Origin of the sequence: Comamonas sp. Y33R10-2 (assembly GCF_019355935.1) — a bacterium.
GTDB lineage: Bacteria > Pseudomonadota > Gammaproteobacteria > Burkholderiales > Burkholderiaceae_C > Comamonas.
In genome coordinates this window covers 2,347,797-2,362,021 of the sequence record NZ_CP079925.1, presented here as the reverse complement: position 1 = coordinate 2,362,021, position 14,225 = coordinate 2,347,797, and the positions used below count along the sequence as shown (strand labels likewise).

At 58.2% G+C, this 14,225-nt stretch carries 13 protein-coding genes; all 13 read left to right on the top strand.

Annotation, left to right across the window (positions count from 1 at the left end):
* The first annotated feature begins 4 nt into the window (after positions 1–4).
* The 13 genes from KUF54_RS10500 to KUF54_RS10440 all read left to right on the top strand — a co-directional run bounded on the left by KUF54_RS10500 (position 5) and on the right by KUF54_RS10440 (position 14,196).
* Positions 5–652, top strand: a complete 648-nt coding sequence (locus KUF54_RS10500; RefSeq protein ID WP_219342799.1) for a nuclear transport factor 2 family protein — start codon at positions 5–7, stop codon at positions 650–652.
* Positions 653–661: 9 nt separating this feature from the next.
* Positions 662–1,744: an alkene reductase gene (locus KUF54_RS10495; RefSeq protein ID WP_219342798.1), complete on the top strand. Its 1,083-nt coding sequence runs from the start codon at positions 662–664 to the stop codon at positions 1,742–1,744.
* A 301-nt stretch (positions 1,745–2,045) separates the two neighbouring features.
* Positions 2,046–2,951, top strand: coding sequence for a VOC family protein (locus KUF54_RS10490; protein ID WP_219342793.1), 906 nt, complete (start codon positions 2,046–2,048; stop codon positions 2,949–2,951).
* 15 nt (positions 2,952–2,966) lie between these two features.
* A complete protein-coding gene (locus KUF54_RS10485; protein ID WP_219342791.1) occupies positions 2,967–3,845 on the top strand; it encodes a CoA transferase subunit A in 879 nt (292 codons plus the stop codon).
* Positions 3,846–3,855: 10 nt separating this feature from the next.
* Complete coding sequence (locus tag KUF54_RS10480) at positions 3,856–4,626, top strand: CoA-transferase subunit beta (RefSeq protein WP_219342785.1); 771 nt, start codon at positions 3,856–3,858, stop codon at positions 4,624–4,626.
* Position 4,627: 1 nt separating this feature from the next.
* Positions 4,628–5,533: an enoyl-CoA hydratase gene (locus KUF54_RS10475; RefSeq protein ID WP_219342782.1), complete on the top strand. Its 906-nt coding sequence runs from the start codon at positions 4,628–4,630 to the stop codon at positions 5,531–5,533.
* On the top strand, positions 5,530–6,627 hold the full coding sequence (locus KUF54_RS10470; protein WP_219342780.1) for a nitronate monooxygenase family protein: 1,098 nt from the start codon (positions 5,530–5,532) through the stop codon (positions 6,625–6,627). Before KUF54_RS10475 ends, KUF54_RS10470 begins: the two co-directional genes overlap by 4 nt.
* Positions 6,628–6,657: 30 nt before the next feature.
* The gene (locus KUF54_RS10465) at positions 6,658–7,416 is read left to right on the top strand and encodes an enoyl-CoA hydratase family protein (RefSeq protein ID WP_219342778.1); all 759 of its coding nucleotides are present in this window, start codon (positions 6,658–6,660) and stop codon (positions 7,414–7,416) included.
* Between the two features lie 29 nt (positions 7,417–7,445).
* Complete coding sequence (locus tag KUF54_RS10460; RefSeq protein WP_219342771.1) at positions 7,446–8,600, top strand: acyl-CoA dehydrogenase family protein; 1,155 nt, start codon at positions 7,446–7,448, stop codon at positions 8,598–8,600.
* A 17-nt stretch (positions 8,601–8,617) separates the two neighbouring features.
* A complete protein-coding gene (locus KUF54_RS10455) occupies positions 8,618–9,757 on the top strand; it encodes an acyl-CoA dehydrogenase family protein (RefSeq protein ID WP_219342767.1) in 1,140 nt (379 codons plus the stop codon).
* The gene (locus KUF54_RS10450) at positions 9,754–10,908 is read left to right on the top strand and encodes an acetyl-CoA C-acetyltransferase (RefSeq protein ID WP_219342765.1); all 1,155 of its coding nucleotides are present in this window, start codon (positions 9,754–9,756) and stop codon (positions 10,906–10,908) included. Before KUF54_RS10455 ends, KUF54_RS10450 begins: the two co-directional genes overlap by 4 nt.
* A gap of 111 nt (positions 10,909–11,019) precedes the next feature.
* The gene (locus KUF54_RS10445) at positions 11,020–12,600 is read left to right on the top strand and encodes an amidase (protein ID WP_219342762.1); all 1,581 of its coding nucleotides are present in this window, start codon (positions 11,020–11,022) and stop codon (positions 12,598–12,600) included.
* Positions 12,601–14,196 carry an amidase gene (locus tag KUF54_RS10440; protein ID WP_219342760.1) on the top strand — a complete coding sequence of 532 codons (1,596 nt, stop codon included), beginning with the start codon at positions 12,601–12,603 and terminating at the stop codon, positions 14,194–14,196. It begins immediately after the preceding gene.
* The last annotated feature ends 29 nt before the right edge of the window (positions 14,197–14,225 follow it).

Below are 14,225 nucleotides of genomic sequence, written 5' to 3'. Positions count from 1 at the left end.
GAAGATGAGTGAACCCGTGAATCAGTGGCCACAAACGCTGGAAGATCGTATCGACCGACTGGAGTCGCTGGATGCGATTCGTCAGCTGGCTGGCAAGTACTCTTTGTCGCTGGACATGCGTGACATGGATGCCCACGTCAACCTATTTGCTCCCGATATCAAGGTTGGCAAGGAGAAGATTGGGCGTGATCATTTCATGGCTTGGCAAGACAGTACGCTGCGTGACCAGTTCACGGGCACTTCTCACCACCTTGGGCAGCACATCATTGAGTTTGTGGACAAGGATCACGCCACTGGCGTGGTCTATTCTAAAAACGAGCATGAGTGCGGTGCCGAGTGGGTCATCATGCAGATGCTGTATTGGGATGACTACGAGCGCATTGACGGTCAGTGGTTCTTCCGCCGCCGTCTGCCCTGCTACTGGTATGCCACCGATCTGAACAAGCCGCCAATTGGCGACATGAAGATGCGCTGGCCCGGTCGTGAGCCCTATCACGGTGCTTTCCACGACCTGTTCCCGAGCTGGAAAGAATTCTGGGCCAACCGCCCCGGCAAGGATGAGCTGCCGCAAGTGGCTGCGCCCGCGCCACTGGAGCAATTCCTCAAAACCATGCGCCGCGGCACGCCCGCACCGCGCATGCGTGTGCGCTAAGGATTGGGTATGAATCAAATGCTTTTTACACCTACCCAGTTTGGCAAGATTGCGCTGCAAAACCGCGTAGTCATGGCCCCCATGACGCGCAACCGCGCTGATGTCGATGGCATGCCTACGGACATCATGGCTGAGCACTATGGTCAGCGCGGCGATGCCGGCTTGATCGTGGCTGAAGGCGCATGGCCTGAAGTGACGGGTCAAGCCTATTGCCGCCAGCCCGGTATTGAAACCGCCGAGCATGTGCGCGGCTGGCGCAAGGTGACAGATGCTGTGCATGCACGCGGTGGCTCCATCGTGCTGCAGATCATGCATTCAGGCCGTATTGGTAGTAGCCAGATCAAGCCAGCGGGCGTGCGCTCGGTATCGCCCTCAGCCATTCAGGCGCAGGGCAAGATCTGGACCGATGCTGCAGGCATGCAGGACTTCGACGTGCCCCATGCTTTGAGTACTGAAGAGGTTCGCAAAGCCATTGCCGAGCATGCCGCCGCGGCCAAGCGCGCTGTGGATGCTGGCTTTGACGGTGTGGAGTTGCACGGCACCAGTGGTTATTTAAGCCTGCAGTTTTTGCACTCCAGTACCAACCAGCGCACTGATGAGTACGGCGGCAACGCTGCCAGCCGCGCGCGCTTTGCAGCGGAGTGTTTGGGTGCTATGGGGGATGTGATTGGCATTGATCGCGTGGGCCTGCGTCTGAACCCCGGCAATACCTTTAACGACACATCCGATGAAAACTCAGCAGCCACCCATGCAGAGCTGATGCGCCAAGCCGCCAAGCTGGGCATTGCTTACCTGCACGTGATGCGTGCGCTGTTTGAGCCCTCCATTGATGCCTTCAAGCTGGCGCGTGAGAACTTTGGCGCCAACCTGATTCTGAACGACGGCTTTAATGGGGAAAGCGCAGAAGCGGCGCTGCAGGCAGGTGAGGGGCAGGCCGTGTCATTTGCGCGGCATTTCATTGCCAACCCAGACTTGGTGCAGCGCATGCGCCTGGGCTTGCCTTTGAGTAAATTTGACCGCAACACGCTGTACACCGCTGGTGCCAAGGGCTACAACGACTATGCGCAGGCTGATGAGGTTCAGGCTGCCTGATTAAGAGATTGCTGATCAGCCCTCGGGTTGATCCCTACAAGGTTCATCGTGTTGGCCGCATTTCCATTGTGAAGTGCGGCCTTTTTTTATGAGGGTTGATACCCAGAGTCGTACTACCTCAAATGGGTGAAAGGGTTTAGTCCTATTGCCCTGAAGTGCTCTTATTTATTAGAGGTTGCGCTATTAAATTTGCAGCAAAAAATGGCAAATCGTTAGTCTCAATGGACGATGTTGCTAAGCCTTGTCAGAACCAGAATCTTCTCCATCACTACACAAGATTTGGGTTGGAGGCCCCGCCATCATGATGGAAATACGTGGACTGGCTTACGTTGTCGCCGAGAGCTCTGATTTGAATCGCTGGGTTACCTATGCACGCGATGTGCTTGGAATGATGCCCAGCACCACTGCTGATGGCGATCTGCTGATCAAGATGGACGAGCGTCAGTTCCGCTTTCAGGTCCAGCCTGGCAGCCAAGACAAGTACGCAGCATCGGGCTGGGAAGTGGCTAACAAGGAAGCCTTTGAGCAAGCGCTTAAGGCCCTGGAAGCTGCAGATGTGCCCTATGAAATGGGCAGCCCCGCTTTGTGTGCCAAGCGTCAGGTGCAGCAATTGGTCATCGTGATGGATCCCTCGGGCAACCGCCACGAAATCGTTTGGGGCTTCAAGTCCGACTTCACGCATTTCGCATCGCCCCAAGGCGTATCGCGCTTCATCACGGGTGACTATGGCCTGGGCCACACCGTGCTGCCCGCCCCTGACTTTGATAAGACCGTGGCCTTTGTGCGCAATGTGCTGGGCTTTGGCCTCTCGGATATTTACAACTTCAAGCCTGCTGGCGATGCAGGCCCGACCGTTCGCATTCACTTCTTCCACTGCGCCAACGGGCGTCACCACAGCCTGGCGCTGGCTGAGTTCCCTTCTCCATCGGGCTGCGTGCACGTGATGGTTGAGGTGGACAACATGCCCGAAGTGGGCCGCGCCATGGACCGCATGCAAAAGAGCCAGACCAAGCTCTCGGCCACGCTGGGTCAGCACACCAACGACAAGATGATTTCCTTTTACATGAAGACGCCCTCGAACTTCGATCTGGAGTTTGGCTACGGCGGCGCCATCATCGATTGGGATCACCACATCACGCACGAGTTCACGACCGTCAGCCTCTGGGGTCACGATTTCTCCGTCGGTCGCCCCCCCGAAAACAACTAATAGGAGGCTTGAAACATGGCCAATAAAGTAATGACAGCGAAGGACGTTGTGGCATCCATCAAGGATGGCATGACGATTGGTATTGGTGGCTGGGGCCCGCGCCGTAAGCCCATGGCTTTGGTGCGCGAGCTGCTGCGCAGCGACGTCAAAGATTTGACCGTGGTGGCTTATGGCGGTGCCGATGTGGGCATGCTGTGCGCCGCTGGCAAGGTCAAGAAGTTGATCTTCGCTTTTGTCTCGCTGGACTTCATTCCGCTGGAGCCTTACTTTCGCAAGGCTCGCCAAAGCGGCGCCATCGAAGTGATGGAAATCGATGAAGGCCACATGGTGCTGGGTTTGAAGGCTGCCGGTATGCGCATCCCTTACATCCCCACCCGCGTGGGTCTGGGTACCGATGTGCTCAAGCAAAACAAGAGCATCAAGCTGATTGATTCTCCGTATGACGGCAAGCAATGGCTGGCCATGCCCGCCATCAAGCTCGATGTAGCGTTGCTGCATGTGGACCGCGCTGACTCGCGTGGCGTTTGCCAGATCGCAGGCCCCGATATTTATATGGACGACTTGTTCGCCCGCGCTGCAACTAACACCTATGTCAGCTGCGATGAGCTGGTGGAGTCCAGCACTTTCGAGTCGGCTGATGCGGCTCGCCTGGTGTTCTGGGAGCGCTCAGAAACCACGGGCGTGGTTCACCTGCCCGGCGGTGCTCACCCTACATCTTGCGCACCTGCGTATGGCTTTGATGCCAAGCATTTCAAGGAATACGTGGCAAGCAGCAAGGAAGAGGGCGGCTGGGACGCATACCAGCAAAAGTACGTGCAGTGCACGGAGCAGGAATATCTAGAAAAAGTCGGTGGTATGGACGCAATTAAGCGCCTGCCCCTTCCCGTGTTCTAAGGAGGCAAAGATGAGTGAAATTGCATTGGTTGATCGCGTCATCTGCGCCGCGGCACGCGCTTGGGAAAATGATGGCGAAGTTCTGGCCACCGGCATCGGCTTGGTGCCGCGTCTGGCTGCTTCGCTGTGCATGAAGTCTATCAACACGGATTTGATGATGACGGACTCCGAAGCCTGGGTGGTGAGCGAGCCGGTTCCTGTCGGTCCCCGTGGTGAGTACCAAATCAAGCGTGAAAGCTGGATGGGTTTTTCTCGCATTTTCGATAACGTCTGGGGTGGCAAGCGCCACGCCATGGTGGGCCCCGTTCAGGTGGATCGCTTTGGTCAAGGCAACATCTCCATGGTGGGCGGTGACTATGCACGTCCCAAATCGATGATGCTGGGTGTGCGCGGTTTTCCGGGTAACTCCATCAACCACGCCAACTCTTTCTTTGTGCCTAACCACAGCATCAAAGTGTTTGTCGATGGCGAGGTGGATTACGTGGGCTCGGTGGGTTACAACCCTGCACGTTTGGCCAAGGGCTGGACGCTGGAAGAAACCACCGACATCCGCTTCATCTTTACCAACCTGTGCGTGATGGACTTTGGTGGTCCTGACCATCAAGTGCGCTTGCTGTCGCTGCACCCCGGTGTGACGTTGGAACAAGTCAAAGAGGCGACGGGTTTCCCTATCCACATTCCAGCCAACGTCGGCGTAACTGCGGACCCCACACCCGAGCAGCTGGCTTTGCTGGCGCAACTCGATCCGCACAATCTGCGCGCTACGGCCATGGGAGCCTGATATGGAAAACGCAGCTTCCAGCGAATTTGTGACACGCGAGGACAAGGCCGTCTACGAAACTGATGAGCCCGTGCTCTACAGCGTGGACAACGGCATTGCCACGGTCACCATGAACCGACCCACGTTTAACAACGTGCAAAACTCGCAGATGACCTATGCGCTGGATGCTGCCTTCCGCAAGGCGACTGATGACGATAGCGTCAAGGTCATCGTGCTGCGCGGTGCGGGCAAGCACTTTAGCGCGGGCCACGATATTGGCACGCCCGGTCGAGACATCAACAAGCCTTTTGAGCGTGCGCACCTGTGGTGGGATCACACCAACAAGCCCGGTGGCGAGCAATTGTTCGCCCGCGAGCAAGAGGTTTATTTGGGCATGTGCCGCCGCTGGCGCGACATTCCCAAACCCATGATCGCCATGGTGCAGGGCGCCTGCGTGGCGGGCGGTTTGATGCTGGCTTGGGTCTGCGACTTAATCGTGGCCAGCGATGATGCATTCTTTCAAGATCCCGTGGTGCGCATGGGCATCCCCGGTGTGGAGTACTTTGCCCACGCCAATGAACTGCACCCCCGCATCGCCAAAGAATTTTTGCTGCTGGGCGACCGCATGCCCGCAGACCGAGCCTACCAATTGGGCATGGTCAACCGCGTAGTGCCGCGCGCAGAGCTGCAAGAGCAAGTCGATGCCATCGCCCTGCGACTGACAGCCCAGCCCCGCTTGGGTATGGCGCTCACAAAGATGGTGGTCAACAAGGCCGAGGACCTGCAGGGCCTGCGCGCCACGATGGACATGGCTTTTGGCTATCACCACTTTGCACACGCGCATAGCCAAACTATGGGCATGGGGCAACTCGGTGGTCAAGACGCCAAGTCCATGGTCAAAGCCAACAAAGAAGAGTCAAAGGCATGAGCAATATGAACGACATGGCAAGCCTGCGCACCCCTATCTGTGACTTGCTAGGGTGCCGTTACCCCATCATCCAGACCGCTATGGGCTATGTAGCCGGTGCTGATCTGGTGATCGGTACGACAAACGCCGGTGGCTTTGGCTTTCTGGCCGGTGCCACGATTCACGCCGACAAGATTGAGGCCGAAATTTTGCGCGTCAAGCGCGAAACAGATGATCAGCCTTTTGGCCTGAACTTTCACATGTTCCAGCCTAATGCTGATCAGCTGCTGGATCTGGCTGTGAAGTACCGCCTGCGCGCCGTGAGCTATGGCCGCGGCCCGGACAAAAAGGTGATTGGCCGCCTGCGTGATGCCGACATCGTTTGCATGCCCACCGTGGGTGCTTTAAAGCATGCGCAAAAAGCCATTGAGATGGGCGCGAATGTCATCACCGTACAAGGCGGTGAAGGTGGCGGCCACACGGGCAGCGTGCCCACGACGGTGCTGCTGCCGCAGGTGGTGGATGCGGTCAGCGTGCCCGTGATTGCTGCTGGCGGCTTTTACGACGGTCGTGGTTTGTTGGCTGCACTGGCCTTTGGCGCATCGGGCATTGCCATGGGCACCCGCTTTTTGATGACCAGCGACTCCAAGGTTCCTGAAGCCACGCTGCAGCGCTACCTAGCCGCCAAAGACGCCGAAAAGATTGCCGTCTCGCATCTGGTCGACGGCATGCCCCAGCGCATGATTCCTAACGAATACCTGTCCGTGCTGGAAAAAGCCAGCCCCATGAAGCGCTTGCGCATTGCGCTGAATCTGGCGCTGAAGTGGAAGGCAGAAACTGGCATGACCACAAGTCAAGCCATAAGCATCTTCATGAAGGCCATGCGTGAGGATTCCTCCTCTGTGGCCCAGACCGTGATGGCGGCCAACGCCCCCATGCTGCTGCAGCGCTCCATGGTGGATGGCAATCCGGCTGATGGCGTGATGTCCTCCGGTCAAGTGGCCGCGCTGATTGGCAAGCTCGATAGCTGCGAAGACGTGATTGGCGGAATTGTTCGCCAAGCCATGGAACGCCGCGATGCATTGAACGCATTAAGTGCAGTGACCCCTGCGTAACAACCAACGAACAACAAGTCAACGAGACCTATGTCGATTCAACAATTTCACTCCCAAATTCACGACAACGGTGTGGCTGAGCTGGTGATTGACCGTGCTCCCGTGAACGCATTGAATGCTGCTGGCTGGTATGGGCTGGCCAAAGAGATCCAGAAGCTGGGCGACAGCCCTGATGTGCGCGTGATCGTGATCCGTGCTGAAAACCGTGGCTTTTGCGCTGGTGTGGACATCAAAGAGCTGGCCACTAACGACAAGCTCATCATTGATGTGAACGCAGGCAATTACGCCACGTTCAAGGCCGTGCACCTGAACAAAGTGCCGGTGATTGCTGCCGTGCACGGCTTTGTGCTGGGTGGCGGTATTGGTATCTGCGGCGCATCCGACATCGTGATTGCGGCTGAAGACGCCACTTTCGGCCTGCCCGAAGTGGACCGCGGTGCCATGGGCGGCGCGGCACATTTGCAGCGCATGTTTGGTGTGCAAAAAACCCGCTTCCTGTTCTTTACCGGCGAGATGATTGGCGCGCAAGAAGCCTACCGCTTGGGTGCGGTTGAGCGTGTCGTGCCCCGTGAGCAACTGCGTGATACCGCCATGGAAATCGCCAACAAGATTGCCGCCAAGAGCCCTGCCATGATCCGCATCGCCAAAGAGGCGCTGACCGGTATCGAAGACGGCAACTTGGAAGACAAATACCGCTGGGAGCAAGGCTTCACTTTGCAGGCCTATATGAGCCCCGACTCTGCCGAGACGCGCAGCGCCTTCGTGGAAAAGCGCGACGCCAAATTTTGATTCGCCAAGCGCAACGAGGAGACAACAAGATGGATTTGACCTACACCCCTGCGCAAAAGGCTTTTCGCACCAAGGTGCGCGCCTGGCTCAAGGACAATGTACCCAAAGAGCGGCTCAAAAGCTACGACACGCGCGAAGGCTTTGAGCAGCACCGTGCATGGGAAGCCCTGCTGGCAGGCGCCGGTTACAGCGCCGTCATGTGGCCCAAAGATTTGGGCGGTAGCGGCTGCGATCTGACCGAGTGGCTGATCTTTGAAGAAGAATACTGGGCCGCCGATGCACCTGCACGCGTCAATCAGAACGGTATTTTGTTGCTGGGCTCCACCATCATGGAGTTTGGTACGCCTGAGCAAAAAGCCCGCTTTCTGCCCCGCATGGCCCGTTGTGATGACATGTGGGCGCAAGGCTGGTCCGAGCCCAATGCAGGCTCTGACATGGCGGCCATCAGCAGCCGTGCCACGCGTCAGGGTGACAAGTTCATCTTGAACGGCCAGAAAATCTGGTCCACCCGCGCCATCTTTGCAGACTGGGTTTTTGGCCTGTTCCGTAGCGACCCCACCTCCAGCCGTCACCACGGCCTGAGCTACATTCTGGTGCCTCTGAACACGCCCGGTATCACCGTGCGCCCCATCCGCGCCATCAATGGCCGCGAGCATTTCGCTGAAATCTTCTTCGATGACGTGGAAGTCTCTGCCGAGAACTTGATTGGTGCCGAAGGCAAGGGCTGGCATGTGGCCATGGCAACTGCTGGTTTTGAACGTGGTCTGCTGCTGCGCTCTCCTGCACGCTATCAGCGCAGTGCTCAAAAGCTGGTGGACTTGTACTTGCGCAATCAGGCCGATGCTGACCGTGACCACTCCATCCGTGATGCCGTGCTGCGCGCATGGCAGGGGGCTGAGGCTTACACCTTGTCTTCGTACCACACCGTGGGTCGCCTGAACAAGGGCGCGCAAATCGGTGCTGAAGCGAGCACGAACAAGATTGTCTGGTCCGAGCTGGACATCTTGATCAACGAAACCGCCATGCGCATTTTGGGTCAGCGTGCAGAGCTGATCGATGACGAAGAAGCCAATGACTGGCTTGAAGGTTTCCTGTTTGCTCAAGCGGGCCCCATATACGCGGGCAGCAACGAGATTCAACGCAACATCATTGCCCAGCGCATGCTGGGTCTGCCCAAATCCTGATCGGCAGGGAGAACACCATGGACTTCACCTTTACCGAAGATCAAATCGCATTCCGTGACTCAGTCAGTCGTTTTCTGATGACCGAAGCCGCCCCTGAGCTGCTGCGCGACATCTGGGAAACTGAGAGCGGTCGCTCGCCAGAGCTGTGGGCCAAGATTGCTGAGCAGGGCCTGATGGGTCTGTCCGTGCCTGAAGCCGATGACGGCATGGGCATGGCCGATATTGACTGGGCTTTGCTGCTGCAGGAAATTGGTTACTACGCTTTGCCTGATGCGGTGACCGACACCGCTTACGTGGCAGTGGGCATGCTGTCAGCTTTGCCGCAGGGCCACGCTGCCCGCGCTTATCTGTCCCAGATCGCCAGCGGCAGCTGCCGCGTGGCCGTGGGTCACCCAACTAATGGCACTGTTGCTGATGCGGCAAACACCGATGTGTTGCTGATGGCTCAAGCCACAGCAACGGGTCTGGAGCTGCACCTGCTGACTCCTGATCAGTGCGAAATTACAGCACTCAAGAGCATTGACTCTTCGCGTCGCCTCTCCAAGGTTAGCTGGACCGCAACAGAGGCAACCCGCGTGCTTGATGGCGCTCAGGGTCAGAAGGTCTGGGATACCGCTGGTGAGCGTGGCGCTCTGGCTGCTGCCGCCCAGATGGTGGGTCTGGCCCAGCGCATGCTGGACCTGTCGGTGGACTATGTCGCTCAGCGCAAGCAATTCGATAAGGTCATCGGTAGCTTTCAGGCGGTGCAGCACCATCTGGCAGACATGGTTACCAAGATTGAATTTGCCAAGCCTGTTCTGTACCGCGCTTTTTATGCGCTGCAGCACAACGAGGCTGATCTGGCCGTGCGCATCTCTCACGCCAAGCTGCAGTGCAGCGAAGCGAGCTGGTTTGCATCGCGCAACAGCCTGCAGGTACATGGCGCCATGGGCTACACCTGGGAAGTCGATTTGCAGATGTTCATGAAGCGCGCTTGGGTGCTGGATGCTGCATGGGGCGATAAGGCCTATCACTCGGCTCGCCTGACTCAAGGTTTGCTGCGCAGCCCCAATGCGCCCGTAGGCCCCGGAGCCACTTTTGACAGAGAAAGCGCTTGTGCCCGCGAATTCTCTGGACAAGCTGCTATCAAAAACATTGCTGAAGAGGTGGCTGCATGAGCGCCCAAGCCTATATCGTTGACGCACTGCGCTCGCCTACTGGCAAGCGCAAGGGTTCCTTGGCCGCTGTGCATGGTGCCGATCTAGGTGCTCATGTCATCAAAGCGCTGGTGGAGCGCAATGACATCCCTGCCGCTGATTACGACGACGTGATCTTTGGCTGCGTGGACACCATCGGCGCTCTGGCCGGTGACATTGCCCGCACTTCATGGCTGGCCGCAGGCATGCCCCTGAACGTGCCCGGCACCACGATTGACCGCCAGTGCGGCTCGTCCCAGCAGGCTATTCATTTCGCGGCGCAAGCCGTGATGAGCGGCACGCAGGATGTGGTGCTGGCCGGTGGCGTACAGACCATGAGCGCGATTCCAATCTCCTCGGCCATGCTGGCTGGACAGCCTTTGGGCTTCACCACGCCGTTTGCCGAGAGCAAGGGCTGGCAGGCCCGCTTTGGCAACGCTCCCGTCAACCAGTTCTACGCAGCGCAGCGCATTGCCGACCACTGGGGCGCAAGTCGTGCCGATATGGAAGTGTTTGCCAAGGAAAGCCATGACCGCGCTTTGCGTGCGATTGCCGAAGGTCGCTTTGACCGTGAAATCGTGCCGTTTGACGACTTCAAGATGGACGAAACCGCCCGTCTGAGCACGCTGGAGAAGATGGCCACACTGGAGCCGGTCGACCCTACCTACCCCTCCATCACTGCAGCAGTTTCTAGCTCTACTTGTGATGCGGCCGCGGCCGTGCTGGTGGTTTCTGAGGCAGCGCTCAAACGCTACAACCTCAAGCCTCGCGCCCGCATTCACCATATCAGCGTGCGCGCAGATGACCCCATCTGGCACCTGACTGCGCCCATCGCTGCGACTGAGTTCGCGCTTAAGAAGGCCGGCATGACCATGGCTGACATTGACCTGGTCGAGATCAACGAAGCCTTCGCTTCTGTGGTCATGGCTTGGCTCAAGGAAACCGGCTACGACCACGCCAAGACCAACGTCAACGGCGGCGCGATTGCACTGGGTCACCCGCTGGGTGCATCGGGTGCCAAGCTCATGACCACGCTGCTGCACGAGCTGGAGCGCACAGGTGGTCGCTACGGTCTGCAGACCATGTGCGAAGGCGGTGGTCAGGCCAATGTGACCATCATCGAGCGACTTTGATGATAGGCATGCGGGCACCTGTGGGTGCCTGCATTGCGTGGAGTCGAAGGCAAGAGACAAAGGTTAGCGGTTAAGCAAGTCATCCAAAAAAATATCAACGGAGACAAAGACATGCAAGACAACGCAGCAGATGCAGAGCGCAGAAAATTTCTCATGGGTGCAGCAGCCACAGCTGCTACAGCCGTGGCAGTGACCTTGCCAGCGGCTCAAGCCAGCGCCAAGACTACGGTGCAGCCCAGCGCACAGGCCGATGTCATCACAATGGCTGCGCAAATTCGCAAAGGCGACGTGACGCCTCTGGAGGCGCTTGACGCAGCCATTGCCCGTGTTGAAGCCTTGCCCCGGCTCAATGCCGTGGTCATCAAGGACTATGAACAAGCCCGCGAGCACGCCAAGAAGATCTCGGCCATGGGCCGCGATGCGCGCAAGCAGGCGACGGACTCAGCGCCGCTGTGGGGACTGCCTTTTGTGCTCAAGGATCTGGGCATGAGCATGGCAGGCACCGTGACCAGCAATGGCTGCGCCTTCTTCAAAGATGCTGTTGCCACGCAGGACTCCACCTTGGTGGCGCGCTACAAGGCAGCCGGTCTCAACATCTTTGGCAAGACGGCCTCGCCTGAGTTCGGTATGACCACCACCACAGAGTCCAAGCTCTATGGCGCTACGCTCAATCCGTGGAATATCAAGCACACCACAGGCGGCTCGTCTGGCGGCACGGCCGCCGTGATCGCTGCGGGCATTCTGCCCGTGGGCCACGCCAGCGATGGTGGCGGCTCCATCCGCATTCCGGCTGCGCATTGTGGCCTTTTTGGCCTCAAGCCCAGCCGTGGTCGCGTGCCCGCTGGGCCAGGTTCGCTTGATGGTGCAACCGGTCTGTCGGTCAACCACGTCATCAGCCGCAGCGTGCGCGATAGCGCCTTGCTACTGGACTTGAGCGCAGGTCCTGAGTTTGGGTCGCGTGTGCGCCCACCTTCGGATGCACCGCGCGGCTATCTCGAGGCGATGCAAAAGCCAGAACGTAAGCTGCGCATTGCCATTTGGCGCAAGAATTACTTCGGTATTCCCGTTCATGCCGATTGTCTGGCTGCTGTTGACAACGCAGCCAAGGCCTGCGAAGCCATGGGTCACATTCTCGAAGAGGCCATGCCCGATCTGCCCGTGGAAGAAATCTTTGCCGGCATGGGGCCGGCCATGTCTGCAGGCCTGCTCAGCGGCATTGAATACCGTGAAAAGCAGCTGGGCCGTGCGGTGCGTGAAGACGAGATGGAGCCGCTCAACTGGGCTGCATTGCAGGCCGCCAAAAAGGCGACAGCGCTAGAGTTGTACCGCGGCCGCGCAGGTTTTGACAAGGCGGGGCAGCTGATTGATGCCTTTCTGTCCAAGTACGACTTGATTTTGACACCCACTACAGCTGTGCCTGCTCAGATGCTCGGCGCGCTGCGACTCGATCAGCCTTACCAGAGCTATGCCGCTGAAGCCATGAATTCCTCGGCCTTTACCTCGCTGTTCAATATCAGTGGTCACCCGGCCATGTCCGTGCCACTGCATTGGACTGCCGACAACATCCCTGTCGGCTCTCACTTTGTTGCGCCTTTTGGTGGCGAAGGGCGCTTGCTGAGTCTGGCGGCTCAGCTGGAGCAGGCTTTGCCGTGGGCGCATAGCATGCCTGATCTGTCTGCACTCAAGGCTTGAATGTCTAGCGTCAAGAGGAGCGAGAGCATGGAGACAGTGAATCAGGGTATGGATAGGCGCAGCTTTATTCAAGGAGCTGCTGCTGTGATGGGTGCAGCGGCAGTGCCGGCAATACCTGCAATGGCCAAGGGAAAAAAGGAATTACAGATGCTTGATGGATATGCATGGGCTGAGCAGATTCGCCGTGGTGATGTCACTGCTCTGGAGGCACTGGATGCTGCCATCGCACGCACAGAAGCCTTGCCTAAGCTCAATGCCGTAGTCATCAAAGACTATGAATTGGCTCGTGACCTGGCCAAGCAAATGTCTGCACTGGGTGCAGCTGCCCGCGCAGCGGCGGCGGAAAAAGCGCCCATGTGGGGCACACCCTTCCTGATCAAGGACTTGAACCAGTACATGAAGGGCACGGTGACCACCAATGGCTGCCGTTTCTACAAAGGTGCTGTGGCCGAGTACGACAGCACGCTGGTGGCGCGCTACAAGGCTGCGGGTCTGAATATCTTTGGCAAGACGGCATCGCCAGAGTTTGGTCAGACAGCTACGACGGAATCTCTGCTGTACGGAAACACCTGCAATCCCTGGAATGCAAAGCACAGCGCCGGTGGCTCATCCGGCGGCGCGGCAGCTGTGGTTGCTGCGGGTATCTTGCCCGTGGCCCACGCCAGCGACGGTGGTGGCTCCATTCGCATTCCGGCGTCCGCTTGCGGCGTATTTGGTCTCAAGCCCAGCCGTGGCCGCTTGCCTGCAGGCCCGGTCAATATGGAAGGATGGATGGGCTTATCCATGAACCATGTGGTTAGCCGCACGGTACGTGACAGCGCCCATCTGCTGGACCTGACTGCAGGGCCAGAAGACGGATCGCGCGTCATTCCATCGCGAGATGTGGAAGGCAGTTATCTGCAGGCTTTGAGCCGGCCAGAGAAAAAGCTGCGCATTGCAGTCTGGCGGAAAAACTACTTTGGCGTACCCGTGCATCCGGACTGCCAGCTCGCACTGGACAAGGCCGTAAAGGCTTGCCAGGACCTGGGCCATGAGGTGTATGAGGCCATGCCAGAGCTGCCTGTGGCCGAGATGTTTACAGGCATGGGTGTGATGACGGCCGTGGGAATGATGGTCACCATCAGCCAGCGCGAAAAGCTGCTGGGCCGTTCAGTGCGTGAAGATGAGGTGGAGCCGCTGGACTGGATTTCTCTGCAAAAAGCCAAGACTTACACCGCCGAGCAAATGTATCTGGCGCGTGCCAGCTTCGACACAGGTGGCCGGCTGCTGGATCAGTTCTTCAATCAATACGATCTGATTCTGACTCCGACCACCGCAGCACCCACACCGCTGCTGGGCAAGTTATCTCTCAATCAGCCGTTTGAGACTTTCATGCCCGAGGCGATGAACTCCTCGCCTTATACAGCGCTATTCAATATGAGCGGCCAGCCGGCCATGTCTGTGCCAGTGCACTGGACCGCCGACAACATTCCGGTAGGCGCGCACTTTGCTGCGCGTTTTGGGCAGGAGGGGCGTCTTTTGCGACTGGCAGCTCAGCTGGAGCAAAGCATTCCATGGGCAGGTCGTCAACCTGATCTGTCCGTTTTCAAAGCGTAATTTCAAGAGCGCAGGCGGGCCGCTTGGCC

Bases quoted from the DNA above. Each gene is read 5' to 3' on its own strand.
- KUF54_RS10475 (WP_219342782.1), top strand. From the start codon at position 4,628: ATGGAAAACGCAGCTTCCAGCGAATTTGTGACACGCGAGGACAAGGCC.
- KUF54_RS10500 (WP_219342799.1), top strand. From the start codon at position 5: ATGAGTGAACCCGTGAATCAGTGGCCACAAACGCTGGAAGATCGTATC.
- KUF54_RS10485 (WP_219342791.1), top strand. From the start codon at position 2,967: ATGGCCAATAAAGTAATGACAGCGAAGGACGTTGTGGCATCCATCAAG.
- KUF54_RS10445 (WP_219342762.1), top strand. From the start codon at position 11,020: ATGCAAGACAACGCAGCAGATGCAGAGCGCAGAAAATTTCTCATGGGT.
- KUF54_RS10465 (WP_219342778.1), top strand. From the start codon at position 6,658: ATGTCGATTCAACAATTTCACTCCCAAATTCACGACAACGGTGTGGCT.
- KUF54_RS10470 (WP_219342780.1), top strand. From the start codon at position 5,530: ATGAGCAATATGAACGACATGGCAAGCCTGCGCACCCCTATCTGTGAC.
- KUF54_RS10440 (WP_219342760.1), top strand. From the start codon at position 12,601: ATGTCTAGCGTCAAGAGGAGCGAGAGCATGGAGACAGTGAATCAGGGT.
- KUF54_RS10490 (WP_219342793.1), top strand. From the start codon at position 2,046: ATGATGGAAATACGTGGACTGGCTTACGTTGTCGCCGAGAGCTCTGAT.
- KUF54_RS10460 (WP_219342771.1), top strand. From the start codon at position 7,446: ATGGATTTGACCTACACCCCTGCGCAAAAGGCTTTTCGCACCAAGGTG.
- KUF54_RS10450 (WP_219342765.1), top strand. From the start codon at position 9,754: ATGAGCGCCCAAGCCTATATCGTTGACGCACTGCGCTCGCCTACTGGC.
- KUF54_RS10495 (WP_219342798.1), top strand. From the start codon at position 662: ATGAATCAAATGCTTTTTACACCTACCCAGTTTGGCAAGATTGCGCTG.
- KUF54_RS10455 (WP_219342767.1), top strand. From the start codon at position 8,618: ATGGACTTCACCTTTACCGAAGATCAAATCGCATTCCGTGACTCAGTC.
- KUF54_RS10480 (WP_219342785.1), top strand. From the start codon at position 3,856: ATGAGTGAAATTGCATTGGTTGATCGCGTCATCTGCGCCGCGGCACGC.